The 15,614-nt window shown below is 36.7% G+C and carries 8 protein-coding genes; all 8 read left to right on the forward strand.

Annotated elements, in window-relative coordinates; genetic code table 11:
* The first annotated feature begins 70 nt into the window (after positions 1 to 70).
* The 8 genes from LPC09_RS06165 to LPC09_RS06200 all read left to right on the forward strand — a co-directional run bounded on the left by LPC09_RS06165 (position 71) and on the right by LPC09_RS06200 (position 15,572).
* Positions 71 to 2,056: a beta-galactosidase gene (locus tag LPC09_RS06165; RefSeq protein WP_231309221.1), complete on the forward strand. Its 1,986-nt coding sequence runs from the start codon at positions 71 to 73 to the stop codon at positions 2,054 to 2,056.
* Positions 2,057 to 2,088: 32 nt separating this feature from the next.
* Positions 2,089 to 3,462: a family 4 glycosyl hydrolase gene (locus LPC09_RS06170; RefSeq protein WP_098796568.1), complete on the forward strand. Its 1,374-nt coding sequence runs from the start codon at positions 2,089 to 2,091 to the stop codon at positions 3,460 to 3,462.
* 1 nt (position 3,463) lies between these two features.
* Positions 3,464 to 5,515, forward strand: coding sequence for a glycosyl hydrolase 115 family protein (locus LPC09_RS06175; protein WP_231309222.1), 2,052 nt, complete (start codon positions 3,464 to 3,466; stop codon positions 5,513 to 5,515).
* A gap of 541 nt (positions 5,516 to 6,056) precedes the next feature.
* Entirely contained in the window at positions 6,057 to 8,621 is a 2,565-nt protein-coding gene (locus LPC09_RS06180; protein WP_098796566.1) for a rhamnogalacturonan lyase, read from the forward strand.
* 302 nt (positions 8,622 to 8,923) lie between these two features.
* Positions 8,924 to 10,492, forward strand: a complete 1,569-nt coding sequence (locus LPC09_RS06185; protein WP_098796565.1) for an arabinan endo-1,5-alpha-L-arabinosidase AbnB — start codon at positions 8,924 to 8,926, stop codon at positions 10,490 to 10,492.
* A gap of 98 nt (positions 10,493 to 10,590) precedes the next feature.
* Entirely contained in the window at positions 10,591 to 11,874 is a 1,284-nt protein-coding gene (locus LPC09_RS06190; RefSeq protein WP_098796564.1) for a glycoside hydrolase family 27 protein, read from the forward strand.
* An 84-nt stretch (positions 11,875 to 11,958) separates the two neighbouring features.
* Positions 11,959 to 14,238 (forward strand): glycoside hydrolase family 127 protein, encoded by a 2,280-nt coding sequence (locus LPC09_RS06195; protein WP_098796563.1) that lies wholly within the window; start codon positions 11,959 to 11,961, stop codon positions 14,236 to 14,238.
* A 194-nt stretch (positions 14,239 to 14,432) separates the two neighbouring features.
* Positions 14,433 to 15,572 (forward strand): GntR family transcriptional regulator, encoded by a 1,140-nt coding sequence (locus LPC09_RS06200; protein ID WP_098796562.1) that lies wholly within the window; start codon positions 14,433 to 14,435, stop codon positions 15,570 to 15,572.
* Positions 15,573 to 15,614: the final 42 nt, after the last annotated feature.

Consider the following 15,614-nt stretch of genomic DNA (forward strand, 5'->3'; position numbering starts at 1 on the left):
GATGAACTAAAGAGAGATAGAGCGCCAGTCTTAGTAAGAAAAAAATTTCTTATAGTAGGAGTTCGGTAGAATGAGAAAAAAATTATATCATGGTGCAGCATATTACCCTGAACTATGGAACGAAGAAACAATTGAAGAAGATTTAAAGCTGATGGTTGAAGCGGGAATTAATGTTGTTAGAATCGGTGAGTTTGCTTGGTCAACGATGGAAAAGGAAGAGGGAAAGATTGAGCTTGATTTTTTTGTGAAGATCATTGAGAAGTTTTATGAACATGGAATTGAGACTGTGATGTGTACCCCAACTCCGACACCACCTATCTGGTTAACTCACAATCACCCAGAGCGGATGTTTGTTGATGGAAATGGTCGAGTAATGGGACATGGATCACGTCAGCATGTCTGTACTAATAATGCTCACTTTCGTGAAAAAGCTGCAATTATTACTGAGGAAATTGCAAAGGCAGTTAGCCATCTTCCTGGGTTAATCTCATGGCAGCTTGATAATGAGTTTAAATGCCATGTTAGTGAGTGCATGTGTGAAACTTGCAGAGAATTATGGCATCAATGGTTGGAAGAACGGTATGGAACAATTGATAATCTGAATGATGCCTGGGGTACTCATATTTGGAGTCAATATTATCACCGATTTGATCAAGTTCCTCAACCTATTGCAACACCGTTTCTTCATAATTCATCTCTGAAAACGATGTATCAGCTATTTTCATATGAAAAAATAGCAGAATTTTCTGATGAACAAGCAGCCATTATCCGAAAATATTCACAAGCACCTATTACTCATAACAGTACGACATTTTTTCATGTTAATAATGAGAGATTATATGAAAACCTCGATTTTGCATCGTTTGATACGTATGCACAGAAGAAAAATTTCCCTTCATATTTATTTAATTGTGATTTATGGAGAAATTTTAAATCCGGTCGAGATTATTGGATTATGGAAACAAGTCCTTCACACAGTGCATCACTTGAGAGTCACGCAGCTCCACATCCAAATGGTTATTTAAAAGCTGAAGCAGTTGCAGCTTATGCGTTAGGAGGAGAGGCATTTTGTTATTGGCTTTGGAGACAACAGCGAACTGGCTGTGAACAACCACATGGATCGGTGATCAGTGCATGGGGGAAACCAACTGTTGGGTTTGAAAATGTTAAAGAGGTGGAAGCAGCTAGGAAGGAAATCGAATCTACTATTTTGGCTTCAACACCTTTACAAGCAGAAGTAGCTATAACTTATTCGGACGTAGCAAAAGCCTTCTTAAAAACAGAGCCACATGCCGGTTTAGATTATCGGTCACTTGTAATTGATTTTTACGAAAAAATACTGTCAGCAGGCTTTCATCGAGATCTTATACCTGAGAATGCTAGTTTGAGGGGTTATAAGTTATTATTCACCCCTTTCATCCATTACCTATCAGAAGACTATTTAAATAAAGCAACCACATTTGTTGAAAATGGAGGGATTTGGATTGTTGGTCCTCTTACAGGGGGAAGAACAGCTCACCACACAATTCATACTAATGCAGCATTAGGTCCATTAGAGGAGCAAGCAGGTGTTGAAACATTATATACGTATCCAATGGATGGGACAGAGTCTAAAGGAGATTTTATGGGATTGGTAGCTCCTTTAAGCATATGGAGCTCAGTTTTTGAACCGAAAAAAGCAGAAATAGTAGGTAGAATACAAGACGGAATCTCAGAAGGTCATGCTTTTATCACTGAACGCAAGCGTGGTAAAGGGAAAATAGTGATGCTTGGTTCATTACCAATTGGTGATGAAGGAGATATTTTACTGAAGAAATGTTTAACTCATTATGCGGAAGAAGCTAGTGTTTTAGTGAAAACAGATGTTTCAGAAGGAACAATTGTCGCACCAAGAGCGGGGAAAATGGATGAAGTCATTTGGGTAATTGTTAATATGGATGGCAAGGGAGGAGCTGTTACCCTTCCAACCGCTGGAAAAGATGCAATAACAGGAAGAATAGTTTCTAAGGGGAAATGCGTCATAGGTCCATATGAACACAAAGTGATTCAATTTTAACAACAAATATATGCAAAGGGGATAAGGGAAATATGACAAATCTACATTCACTTAAAATTGCTTATATCGGTGGAGGTTCAAAGAGCTGGGCACGAAGTTTGATGAATGATCTAGCATTAGAAAGTAGAATATCAGGCACTGTGAGTCTTTATGATCTAAATTATGATGCAGCTGTTCAAAACGCAAAAATAGGAAATCAAATTTCACAGCTTGAAGAAGCAAAGAGTAATTGGAAATATGAAGCTGTTTCGACCATGGAAGAAGCACTGTCTGAAAGTGATTTTGTTATTATATCAATTTTACCTGGTTCTTTTGAGGAGATGGCATCTGATGTTCATACCCCTGAAAAATATGGTGTTTATCAATCTGTTGGCGATACAGTCGGACCTGGTGGATTCGTCAGGGCACTTCGAACAATACCAATGTACGTTGAAATAGCAAATTCTATTAAGCAACATGCGAAAGATGCATGGGTAATTAATTATACGAACCCAATGTCACTTTGTACTCGTACACTTTACGAGGTGTTTCCTGAAATTAAAGCATTTGGTTGCTGTCATGAAGTATTTGAAACCCAAAATCTTTTAGCGGAGGTAGTAAAAGAATTTTTAAACGAAGAGGTAGCGCAGCGTTCAGACATTAAAGTAAATGTTCTTGGAATCAATCATTTTACATGGGTGAATCAAGCAAGCTATCAAAATATTGACTTAATACCATATTATCAGCAGTTTGCAGAAAAGTATGCTGAAACGGGCTTTGAAAAAGAAGAAGGAAGCTGGAAGAACAGTGTTTTTTCATCATGCCAGAGAGTGAAATTTGATTTGTTTAAAAAATATGGGGTTATAGCAGCTGCTGGTGATCGTCATTTAGCTGAATTTATGCCACCTATTTATTTAAAAGATCCAGAAACAGTTTCTTCCTGGAAGTTTCATCTAACATCCGTTGATTTTCGTAAGGAGAATTTAATAAAGAGAATCAGTGAGAATGAGGAGTTAGCTGAAGGGAATCAGAAGTTTGAGATATATTCTTCAGGAGAAGAAGGGGTTAAGATTATTTTAGCATTGTTAGGAGTAGAAGAAGTTGTCACGAACGTAAATTATCCTAATAAAGGCCAAATTGAAGGGTTACCTATAGGGGCGATTGTAGAAACAAATGCATTATTCCGCAATAACACAGTTCAACCTGTGTTTGCAGGGAAGCTTCCGCTAGATATTCACAATATGGTTCACCGTCATGTGTTAAATCAAGAGTCTACTTTGCAGGCTGCTTTGACAAAAGATAAACAGCTGGCATTGAATACATTTGTGAACGAGCCGTTGCTAACAGTTAGTCGCGAAGAAGCGGAGGAACTGTTTGATGAGATGCTAAAAAACACGAAGGATTATTTACCAGGGTGGGCTATTTAAAGTGGAACAGTCTATGATTGAAGGTACATCCTTTTTATTCAGTAAAGAAACTTGTTTTGAATATGATGGTCCAAAACTCGAAAGTATTGAGTGTTTTTTAAATGTGTTGACTCGAGATAAAAACAAAGTATTTCGAGCAGAAACTGGTGAGGAACAAACGACCATTTTATTCAAACTCAATGAAAAGAATCATGACAACCTAAACGAAGAGCAGTTCTCTATTCAGTTTTCTGATGACTTGACACAAATGAGCGTCATTTCTGCAGATGAATTAGGAATAATCTATGCTATCCTTCATATAAGTGAAGCATATCTTGGTGTTGATAAGTTTTGGTTTTGGAATGATTGTGAACCTTCACCAAAAGCAAACGTTAAGATAAGAGCTGTTCCGTATTTATCAGAAGTGGCAAAGGTTAGATTCAGGGGCTGGTTTATCAATGATGAAGTCCTTATTTCAACGTGGAAATATCAACAATCCAACACGTACGTATGGGAAATGGCTTTTGAGGCATTGATAAGATGCAAAGGAAATATGGTCATTCCCGGAACTGACATTCAAAATCCTCTCTATAAAGATATTGCCAGGAAGATGGGGCTTTGGATCACACATCACCATGCAGAGCCCCTAGGAGCTCATATGTTTTCTAGGGTATATCCTGATAAAAATCCTTCTTATAGTGAGAATGGTGATTTATTTAAGGAATTATGGAAGGATGCAATTATCCAGCAGCAAAATGATAAGGTCATCTGGAATATCGGCTTTAGAGGGCAGGGTGATCGTCCTTTCTGGGCTGATGATCCTACGTTTGATACAGACGAGAAGCGAGGAGCACTCATTTCTAAGATTATGAGCGATCAATACGAATTGATTGCTCAATATCAAAAGGATCCAATTTGCTGTGTGAATTTATACGGTGAGATAACAGAATTATACAAAAAAGGATTGCTAGAATTACCGCCGGGAGTGATAAAAATATGGGCTGACAGCGGATATGGGAAAATGGTGTCTAGAAGACAAGGAAATCATAATCCTAGAATCCCTTCTATTCCCGAACAGAATGATCTAGGTCCTCATGGCATTTACTATCATGTAACCTTTTATGATCTGCAAGCTTCAAACCATTTAACGATGCTACCTAACACTACAGCTTTTGTTAATAGTGAGTTAGGTGAGGTATTTGATTCTCAGATGTGTGAATTTTTAATTGTGAACTGTGGGAATATTAGACCTCATATCTATTTTCTCGATTTCGTTAGCCGCATGTGGAATAAAGGTAGAGTGGATAGTGGTGCATTTTTAGACGAATTTGCTACTAGATATTATCCTGCCTATAGTGATGAAATGAGTCGGAATATAAATGACTATTTCGATGCTATTATTCAGTACGGACTTGCTGATGATGAACGGGCTGGGGAGCAATTTTATCATTTTACAATTCGTAACCTTGCTCATCAATGGATTATTTCTCACGGAAAACAGAGTGGTAAAAATTTATGGTGGGCCACAGGAGAAATTGATATAAAAGAGCAATTTGAATGGTTTAAGCAAAAGGTAGAGTCAAAACTTTCTGAGTGGGACACGTTAACTAAAAATGTTAACCAACTAGTAAAAGAGGCAGATTGTATAGTACAAAAAAGAATCAATGATCAGTTCCTTATTCAAGTGCTTATTCATAAAAATGGCTGCTTTGCACTCTACTATTTTTCTAGAGCATTTGAAATGTTTCAAGAAAAAGAGTATCGAGAGGCTTATTTACTTCTTCATCAGGCGATAGAAGAAATAAAAGAAACAATGAACATCATGCAAGAGCCCATGAATGAGAAGTGGGTTGGATTTTACGATAATGATTGTTTAACAAATGTGATGTTAACTTTATATACGTTAGAAACAGTTCAAAGAAATATAAGGATGTATGGCGATGGACCATCATTTTACAACTGGGAAAAGGAATATCTAACAAATCCTGAGGAAAAAAAGGTTATGCTCCTAACGAATAAGACAAAGCAATTAATGGATGAAGTATTAGGTAGTAAGCTGTTAGAAAGATCATAATTGATCGAAATTAGGCGCTTCACCTCTTTTGAGAGTGAGCGTCTTTTTTGTTTTTGTAAGAGAACAAAATCTGACAAACTTCGGAAAGTGGCAGGCACCTAGTACATATTTACCTCTTATAAAAAATACTAGGTACATACGAATCACTTATAAAAAAATCATAGTTTTTTATCGTTATCATCACTGTTTTTTATACGTTTAACCCTGTTATTTACATGTTTTCTCTATAGTATTTGCATTACACTGTAAGAGATTTAACGATTAGTAAGTCCAATAATGTAAGGGGTTACATTATTGGACTCACTTCTAATGAGGAGGTGTGAAGGTAAGGTAGGTTTTGTCGAATTGGTTAGTTGATTTCGTGTAACAACTATCGTTAAAAATTGAGTGAGAGTTATTCGCAGAGCAAAAGTTTTGTTGTAATGATATCAAATAATAAACCTGATTAACATCCTATTATATTCATACTTAACTCATTCGTAATCATCTTGCCTCAATTACAACACACTTATTCTATTAATTATCGAAAGGTGATGGAAAAATGAGGAAACGTTCTATTACAAATAAACTATTAACGTTATCACTGGCAACACCCCTCCTTTTAACAGGATTACAAAGTGATGCCTCAGCTGCATCTTCACAGGCAAATAAACATGTTTCTCAAAGTAACGGGGTTCAACTAGAGTACCTTGATAGAGGACTGGTTGCCGCAAATACATCACAAGGAATCTTTTTAAGCTGGCGCCTTTTAGGAACTGAAGTTGACGGATACTCGGAGAACGGTTTAACTGGAGTCAACTTTAATGTTTACCGAGATGGGAAAAAAATAGCAACAGTAAAAGATAGTACGAATTTTGTAGACGAAGCCGGTTTATCATCTTCTAAATATTATGTAAAAGCTGTTCAGGATGGAAAGGAAATTGATCAAAGTGCAGAAGCAACACCTTGGAGCCAAGGCTATGTTGATTTAAAACTTCAAAAGCCAGCAGATGGAGTTACTCCTAGTGGAGAATCCTATTCTTATACGGCAAATGATATGAGTGTTGGTGATGTTGATGGTGACGGACAATACGAATTTTTTGTGAAATGGGATCCAACAAATTCAAAAGATGTTTCACAAAAGGGGTATACAGGTAATACCTATATAGATTGTTATACGATGGATGGGACTTTGCTATATCGTATCGATTTAGGTGTTAACATTCGTTCAGGAGCTCATTACACACAGTTTTTAGTTTACGATTTTGATGGAGACGGTAAGTCTGAATTAATGTTTAAAACAGCTCCAGGTACGAAAGTGATTAAGTATGATAAAAATGGAAAAGTAAAATCTGAGAAATTTATTACAATGTTAAAAGAAGATCAAAAAGCCGGTTATAGCAACTCAGATGATTACAGAATGAGTAGTGAAGACTATTATAATCACGTAGTAGAGATGTTTAAAAATTGGCATAACCATGAAGAAGTTGTAAATGGTAATTGGCCTATAACGTTGGAAGAATGCTTTGGAATTGAGAAGCAATATGATTATCCGCTTTCTACAGAGGATGCTCAAAGTTTAGCAGACTATTTTATTGATGAATACGCTCCTAGTAGGAGTTCTCGTAACGATTTAAGAGACTTTGAAGGTTTTATTGTAAAAGGTCCTGAATATTTAAGTGTTTTCAATGGTGAAACAGGAGATGAAATGGAAACCATTCGTTACAAATATGAACGCCATGATGATGGACTTATGTGGGGCGATTACGCAATGTCACGCATCGAGCCTGGAAATCGGGTTGATCGCTTTTTAGCGGGAGTTGCTTATTTGGATGGGAAAAATCCAGCAGCTATTTTCTCACGAGGTTATTATACAAGAGCAACAATGGTTTCATATACTTGGGATGGAAAGCACCTTAAAGAAGAATGGGATGTTGATAGTGGTTGGACACCAATGACAAATCCGTTTAATGATGGACCACATGGACGTCTAGGTACGAGTGAGGAGTATGGTACCTTAACAACACAAGGTGCACATTCTTTAAGTACAGCAGATGTAGATGGAGATGGCAAACAAGAAATTATCTATGGCTCATCTACAATCGATCATGATGGTTCACTATTATATAGCTCTAGTGATGTCATGCCAGAAGAAAGTGCAACTCCAGGAGTAACAGCAGGCCTAGGTCACGGTGATGCACTACATGTTGCAGATATTGATCCAAACCGAGATGGACTAGAGATCTTTATGGTTCATGAAGGTGGACGATATGCGCCGTATGGCTATGCGTTAAGAGATGCTAAAACTGGTGAAGTTATTTATGGCGGTTATACTGGTAAAGATACCGGCCGAGGGATGGTTGGAGATGTTAATCCAGAGCAACCAGGTTTGGAAACTTGGGCTGTTGGTCTATGGACCGCAGATGGAACAAAGATTAATGAAAAAGCCCCTGGAACAAATATGAATATCAAGTGGGCTGCTGATATGACAACTCAAATTATTAATGGAGCTATTGAAAATACACCAACGATAGGCGATTGGCAAAAGGGAACAGTGCTAACAGCTTCTGGAACAAGAACAAATAATTACACGAAAGGAAATCCATCTTTAGTTGCAGATATTTTCGGGGATTGGAGAGAAGAACTTCTTGTCCGAACAGAAGATAGCCAGTTAATTCGAATTTACTTAAGTACAGAGGTGACAGATCGCAAGCTTCACACGCTCATGCATGACCCACAATATCGGACTGGAATCGCGTGGCAAAATGTTGGTTATAATCAACCTTCTTATACAAGCTATTATTTCGCTTCGGATACAAACTGGGAAGATGTTTCTGTGCCAGAGATAAAGCTACCAGGTGAATTAAATGAGCTAAATCACACTCTGAATCTTTTTATTGAAAACGGAGAAGTAAATGGATCAGTTGAAGCACAATTAAAAAATTCGTTAAAACAAGCTCAACATCATGCAGAGAAAGGCTCTTACAAAAAAGGTATTCAGTTTATCGAAAAGTTTATTAAACAACTAGATCATAGAAAGAAGAAAGATCATATTACTGAAAATGCTAAATCAACTTTAAAAAATCAAGCAGAACTGATTATCGAGAATTGGCAGGAACTAAAATAAATAATTAAATAGACACTTCAGTTCTTCCGGCAGCAAGTATACTTAGTTAATGAGAAGAAGCTTCAATCTTTACATAAGGATTGAAGCTTCTTTATCGTTTATCTTGTACATACGAATTATCAAAATTGATTGACATGTACGTATATGTATAATATGATTAAAATGATATTGAGAAGCGCTTACATAAAAGGCTGTTAAGCTAATTTCTATCCTATAGTTAACCTGTTTCGAAAAGTGGAAAGATAAGCATGTTCATACAAGATGATGAAACTTCATTATAAGAGGAGAGGAGAAGGGGGAGAATGAAAAGGTCTGTTTATCAAAGATTTTTAGTGTTATTTTGTGCAGTTGGTTTTGTTATATCAGGAACTGCCATTACCTCAGATCATAAAGTTCAGGCAAACGAAATTCCTGTTTTTGAAGAAGTTTCTGTACATGATCCTTCTGTATTAAGGGTAGATGACACTTATTATATATTTGGATCTCATTTAGCTGCGGCAAAAACAAAAGACTTTATGAAATGGGAGCAAATCTCATCAGAAGTTAATCCTGCAAATCCTTTATTTGAAAACGTAGTGGAGGAATTGAAAGAAACGTTTGAATGGTCACAATCAGATACATTGTGGGCTGCGGATGTTATTCAGCTTGAGGATGGTAAGTTCTACATGTACTACAATGCGTGTAAAGGAGATTCTCCACGATCAGCACTTGGAGTGGCGGTTGCTGATTCAGTAGAAGGACCTTATAAAGATTTAGGAATTATTCTTAAATCAGGTATGTGGGACGAAGAAAGTGAAGATGGCACAATTTACGATGCAACAGTCCATCCAAATACAGTTGATCCTGATACATTTTTTGATAAGGATGGAAGGCTGTGGATGACATATGGCTCTTATTCAGGAGGAATTTTCATTCTAAAAATGGATCCAAAAACGGGTAAGCCTTTTCCAGATCAAGGTTATGGTAAGAAATTGCTTGGAGGAAATCACAGTAGAATAGAAGCTTCATATATTCAATACAGCAAAGAAACAGACTATTATTATATGTATTTATCATTTGGCGGCCTTGATGCAATTGGGGGCTATAACATGCGTGTTGTTAGGTCAGAAAACCCAGATGGACCATATGTGGATGCAGAAGGAAATGACATGATTCATGCCAAAGCGGATCCATCACTTCCATTATTTGATGATGCGTCAATTGAGCCTTATGGTGTGAAGTTAATGGGAAACTTTTTATTTGAAAGTAAAGAAGGTGAAATTGGAACTGGATATATTTCACCAGGCCATAATTCTGTTTATTATGATGAAAAAAAGGGGGAGCAATATCTAATTTTCCATACTCGTTTCCCAGAAAGAGGAGAACAACATGAGGTGCGCGTGCACAAAATGTATATGAATTCTCAAGGCTGGCCGGTTGTTTCCCCTTATCGCTATGCTGGGGAAGAGTTAGAAACAGTAAAAAAATCAGAGCTTAACGGTGATTATCATTTTATTAACCATGGTAAAGACATTAGTTCAGAAATGAAAGAATCAGTTTCTATTCGTCTAAATAAGGATGGCACGATTACTGGTGGAGTTGAAGGTACATGGAAATTAGATGGTGAGCATGAGGTGGCATTGCATCTTGATGGTAAAACGTATAACGGAGTATTTGTTCGTCAATGGGAGCAAGCATCAGAGAGTTATATAATGACTTTCACTGCACAATCATCTGAGGGGATTTCAATTTGGGGAAGCAAATTAGCCAATGAAAATTCACCAGTTTCTGCTATGAATTCTTTATATCTAGTATTGTTTGGTGGGTTAGTTTTAGGTTTGAGCATTGGCTTATTTATCTTTTGGAAAAGGAAAAAGAATATAACAAACTAATAGTCTGCTCCTTTTAGTTTTTACAATATTAAATATAAGTATAACTTCGGTATCAGGACTTTACAAAGAATAGCCAATTTAGAAAGGAAGGATGAAAATTGAAGCATCATCAATATGCTTTAACGCCACCAATGGGCTGGAATAGTTGGGATTGTTACGGTGCTACAGTAAGAGAAGATGAAGTGAAAGGAAACGCAGATTACATGGCAAAGCATCTGCTTCAGCATGGCTGGGAGTATGTTGTGGTGGACATTCAATGGTCAGAGCCTGGAGCTGTTTCTTCTGCTTATCGTCCGTTTGTTCCGTTAGAAATGGATGAATATTCAAGGTTAGTGCCGGCGGTTAATCGGTTTCCATCTGCTGAGAATGGGAACGGCTTTAAACCGTTAGCAGATTACATACACAATCTTGGTTTGAAATTTGGTATCCACATTATGAGAGGTATTCCTCGACAAGCTGTTCATCAAAATACAAAAATACTTGGTAGTAATAAAACAGCAAGGGAGATTGCAAGGCCTAACTCTATTTGTCCATGGAATACAGACATGTATGGTATAGACGAAACAAAAGAAGGTGCGCAAGAATACTATGATTCCCTGTTTAAGCTTTATGCTGAGTGGGAAGTGGATTTTGTTAAGGTAGATGATATTGCCGATTCGAAACTCTACGGAGCACATACTGAAGAGATAAAAATGATTAGAAAAGCGATCGATCGTTGCGGGCGACCAATGGTGTTAAGTTTATCACCTGGACCCGCTCCATTAGAGCATGCAAGCTTATTAGAAGAAAATGCAAATATGTGGAGAATGACAGATGATTTTTGGGACCTTTGGGAGCTTCTCTATAACATGTTTGATCGATGCTATAAATGGAGTAAAAATAGTGGTCCAGGATTTTGGCCAGACGCCGACATGTTGCCACTAGGACATATTGGTATTCGTTCTGTGGATGGTGGAGCAAGTGACCGATTTACAAGATTTACAAAAGACGAGCAAATCACGATGATGACGCTTTGGTCAATTTTTCGCTCTCCACTGATGTTTGGTGGAGAATTAAGAGATAACGATGAATGGACACTGTCTCTACTTACAAATGAAGAAGTACTGAAGATGCATAGAACAAGTCATAGTGCCCGACAGGTATATCGCAAACATGACAAAGTTGTATGGACTGCAGAAGGTAATAACGAAATCTATGTGGCACTCTTTAATATATCTGATAGAAAACAAACTGTTTCTGTATCACTTGGCGAACTACAAGTTTCCAAGGAGGAAGTTCAACCAAGAGATTTATGGAGTGAAAAGCAGTTAGCATCCGTTAACAGTGAGATTCGGTATGATTTATCGCCTCATGCATCAATACTTTTAAAAATAGACAAATAGAGTATTAGTCTCATTTAAGGTTATTGTTTTTTTATTTGTTACCAGAAAAGTTCTATTAAAAAACGTATAAAGAGGTGACGTTTAATGAGTAATGTTAGGCTTTTAGATGGTATTTTTAAAGATTCAGAAAGAATTGGAAAAGAGTTCCTCCTTTCTTTAGATGTAGATCGACTTGTTGCGTCTTGTTATGTTGCCGCTTCATTAACTCCCAAGAAACCTCGCTATGGTGGATGGGAAACAATGGGGATTAGCGGTCATTCGATTGGACATTGGCTATCAGCTGCTGCAACAATGTATTCGGTTACTAGAGATGAAAAATTAAAAGAAAAACTAGATTACGCTGTAGATGAACTTGCCTATGTTCAATCACAGGATCCCTATGGATATGTTAGTGGTTTCCCAAGAGATTGCTATGATCGAGTCTTTGCAGGCGGGGATTTTGAAGTATCGCATTTTAGCTTAGGGAATTCATGGGTGCCGTGGTACAGCATCCACAAAATATATGCAGGTCTTATCGATGCGTACAACATTTGTCAAAATCAGAAGGCACTAGAAGTTGTGCTAAAACTTGCAAATTGGGCCAAACAAGGAACAGATAACTTAACAGATGGAGAATTTCAAAGAATGTTAATTTGTGAGCATGGCGGAATGAATGAAGCAATGGCAGATCTTTATTTAATTACTAGTAACAAAGATTACCTTGATCTTGCCGTTAGATTCTGTCATAAAGCTATTCTAGATCCATTATCAAAAGGAATTGATGAACTAGAAGGAAAACACGCAAATACACAAATTCCAAAAGTAATTGGTGCTGCAAAACTATATGAAATCACAGGAGAAGCATATTATCGAGATGCTTCGTTATTCTTTTGGGAGCAAGTCACAGAAAACCGCTCATATGTAATAGGTGGGAATTCCAAAAATGAACATTTTGGTATTGAAAACTCTGAGGAGCTTGGTATAACAACAACCGAAACATGTAATACCTATAATATGATGAAGCTTACTGAGCATTTATATAAATGGACTCATCAATCAAAATATATGGATTATTATGAAAGAGCGTTATATAACCATATTCTAGCATCACAGGATCCAGAAACAGGAATGAAAACCTACTTTGTGTCAACTCAACCAGGTCATTTTAAAGTTTATTGTTCCCATGATGATTCTTTCTGGTGTTGTACTGGGACTGGAATGGAAAATCCTGCAAGATATACTAGAAGCATTTATCATCAGACTGAAAATCAATTGTTTGTAAACTTATTTATTGCCTCTGAAATACATCTAGTAGAAAAAAATATATCAATTAAACAAGAAACAACATTTCCTGAAGCCCCTATATCAAAGTTAACGATCGTAGAAGCAAAAGATGAGTTGTTGACGTTTCAAATTCGTGTACCATATTGGATATCTGGTGAGCTAACTGCGGCTATCAATAGTAAACAAACAATTGCTAGAGCGGATAAAGGATATCTTGAAGTAAGCGGCTGTTGGAATGATGGAGATGTAATTGAACTGTTTATTCCAATGAATTTGCATTCATACAAATCGAAAGATGAAGAAACAAAGGTAGCTTTTATGTACGGTCCTATCGTTCTTGCGGGAGCTCTAGGAACAGAAAGGTTCCCTATGAGTGATATTCTAGATGACCATTTAAAGCTTAATAATCACCCCTTGATCGATGTCCCAACTCTAGTAACGAGTGAAAAAGATTTAACAAAAGTGATCAAGCCACTCGAAGGCTCCTCATTATGTTTTGAAACAGAGGCTATCGGACAACCAGGGAATCTTAAGATGACACTTATCCCTTTTTATGCTCTTCATCATCAGAGGTATACGTTGTACTGGGATGTAATGGACAACGAAAAATATGTTGAGTTTTTAAACAAAGAACAAAGTGAAACAGAGAAACTAGAAAGTATCACAATAGATGCTGTCCAACCAAATGAACAACAGCCGGAAGTGGATCATGCTATCAAAACAGTAAACTCCCATTCAGGCTATTTAAACCTTGTTCATAGAGGCTTTCGAGATAGTCGTGATAATGGGTATTTTAGCTACGAATTAGCTGTTGATCCTGAAATTGAGATGTACTTGCATGTTACTTACTTTGGAGGAGATCGAGTTTTACATCTAGATGGTAAAGCTTATGAAAGGGATTTTCATATATTGATAGAGGGGGAAGAACTTGTACGACAAACACTTAAAGGTCAAAAGTCTGATAAACTTTTTGCTGTTGTATATCCTATCCCCTTTTCATTAACAGAAGGAAAAGAAAAGATTGAAGTGAGATTTGTTTCAACTGAAGGAAAAATAGCAGGTGGTATATATGGCGTAAGAATGATTAATAAACCATTATAATCTGATGGAAAAGGACTGGTTTTGGCTACAAATGTCAAAGATACCAGTCCTTTTTATAACTACCCATACAATTAACCATACAAAAGAAGAATAAATTATTGTTTCATTTCAAATTTGTACGTTTATGTTGTATAATAAAATTAGTTGTACGAATAACTTTAACTAGAGACATACAAGCTGAAAGTGGTGACATAATGGCACAGCAAACAAAGGTTAGCATGGTGAAAGAAAAAATTAAAGAATGGATTGTAAATGGTAAGGTTTTACCTGGAGAGAAAATTTATTCAGAAAACGAATTAGTAAAAATGTTTGAGGTTAGTAGGCATACGGTTCGACAGGCTGTTGGTGATCTTGTGCATGACGGCTGGTTGTATAGAGAACAAGGAGCAGGAACTTTTTGCTCGACCCAATTAATTCAGGGACAGCCACAATCGAAAAGCAATTCAGCTGGTAAAACAATTGGTGTAATCACCACGTATATTTCTGACTATATCTTCCCCTCTATTATCAAAGGAATTGAATCCTATTTAACAACACGCGGTTATTCGTTAACATTCGCTTGTACAGACAATGATCCTGAAAAGGAAAAGCAATGCATTGAAACAATGATTAATCATAATATAGATGGGTTAATTGTGGAACCTACAAGAAGCAGTAGCTACAATCCTAATCTACATTATTATTTGGAAATGGAACAAAAAAATATCCCATATCTTATGATTAACCAAATTTACCCACAGTTAAATCCTGCCAACATTATTTTAGATGATGAAAAGGGTGGTTATATTGCCACTGATCACTTAATTAAACAAGGACATAAGAAAATTATAGGCTTGTTTAAAAGTGATGATTTACAAGGGTTAAATCGTATGCAGGGATTTATTCGTGCATTTCGAGAAAACAACATACCATTTTTCCCGGATATGTTTGTAACATACACAACAGAGGAAAAGGGTTTTATTTTTAAAATGATGACTCTTTTGAAAGAGGCATCAACCCGACCGACTGCAATTGTCTGCTACAATGATGAAGTTGCTTTACAGGTATTGAACCTTTTAAGAGATCTTAAAATGAAAGTTCCTGAACATATGTCTATTGTAGGATATGATAATTCATACTTAGCAGAGGCTTCTGAGACAAAGTTAACATCTGTTACACATCCTAAGACAGATATGGGAATTGAGGCCGCGAAATGGATTGTTGATGCAGTAGAAAAACGGGAAAATGAGGCGTTCAAAAATAAACAAAAAGTTTATGATCCTAAGTTAGTCATACGGAATTCTACTTCTACAGTATCTAAACCAGCAGTTGAGAGAAAACAAATAATTATATAATTGAAAAGCGTGATTCCAAATTAAGATGTAATAAACTGTTAG

It is taken from the genome of Metabacillus sp. B2-18 (assembly GCF_021117275.1).
Lineage (GTDB): Bacteria > Bacillota > Bacilli > Bacillales > Bacillaceae > Metabacillus.

Coding starts and splice junctions, on each gene's coding strand:
- LPC09_RS06170 (WP_098796568.1), top strand. CDS start 2,089: ATGACAAATCTACATTCACTTAAAATTGCTTATATCGGTGGAGGTTCA.
- LPC09_RS06180 (WP_098796566.1), top strand. CDS start 6,057: ATGAGGAAACGTTCTATTACAAATAAACTATTAACGTTATCACTGGCA.
- LPC09_RS06165 (WP_231309221.1), top strand. CDS start 71: ATGAGAAAAAAATTATATCATGGTGCAGCATATTACCCTGAACTATGG.
- LPC09_RS06185 (WP_098796565.1), top strand. CDS start 8,924: ATGAAAAGGTCTGTTTATCAAAGATTTTTAGTGTTATTTTGTGCAGTT.
- LPC09_RS06200 (WP_098796562.1), top strand. CDS start 14,433: ATGGCACAGCAAACAAAGGTTAGCATGGTGAAAGAAAAAATTAAAGAA.
- LPC09_RS06195 (WP_098796563.1), top strand. CDS start 11,959: ATGAGTAATGTTAGGCTTTTAGATGGTATTTTTAAAGATTCAGAAAGA.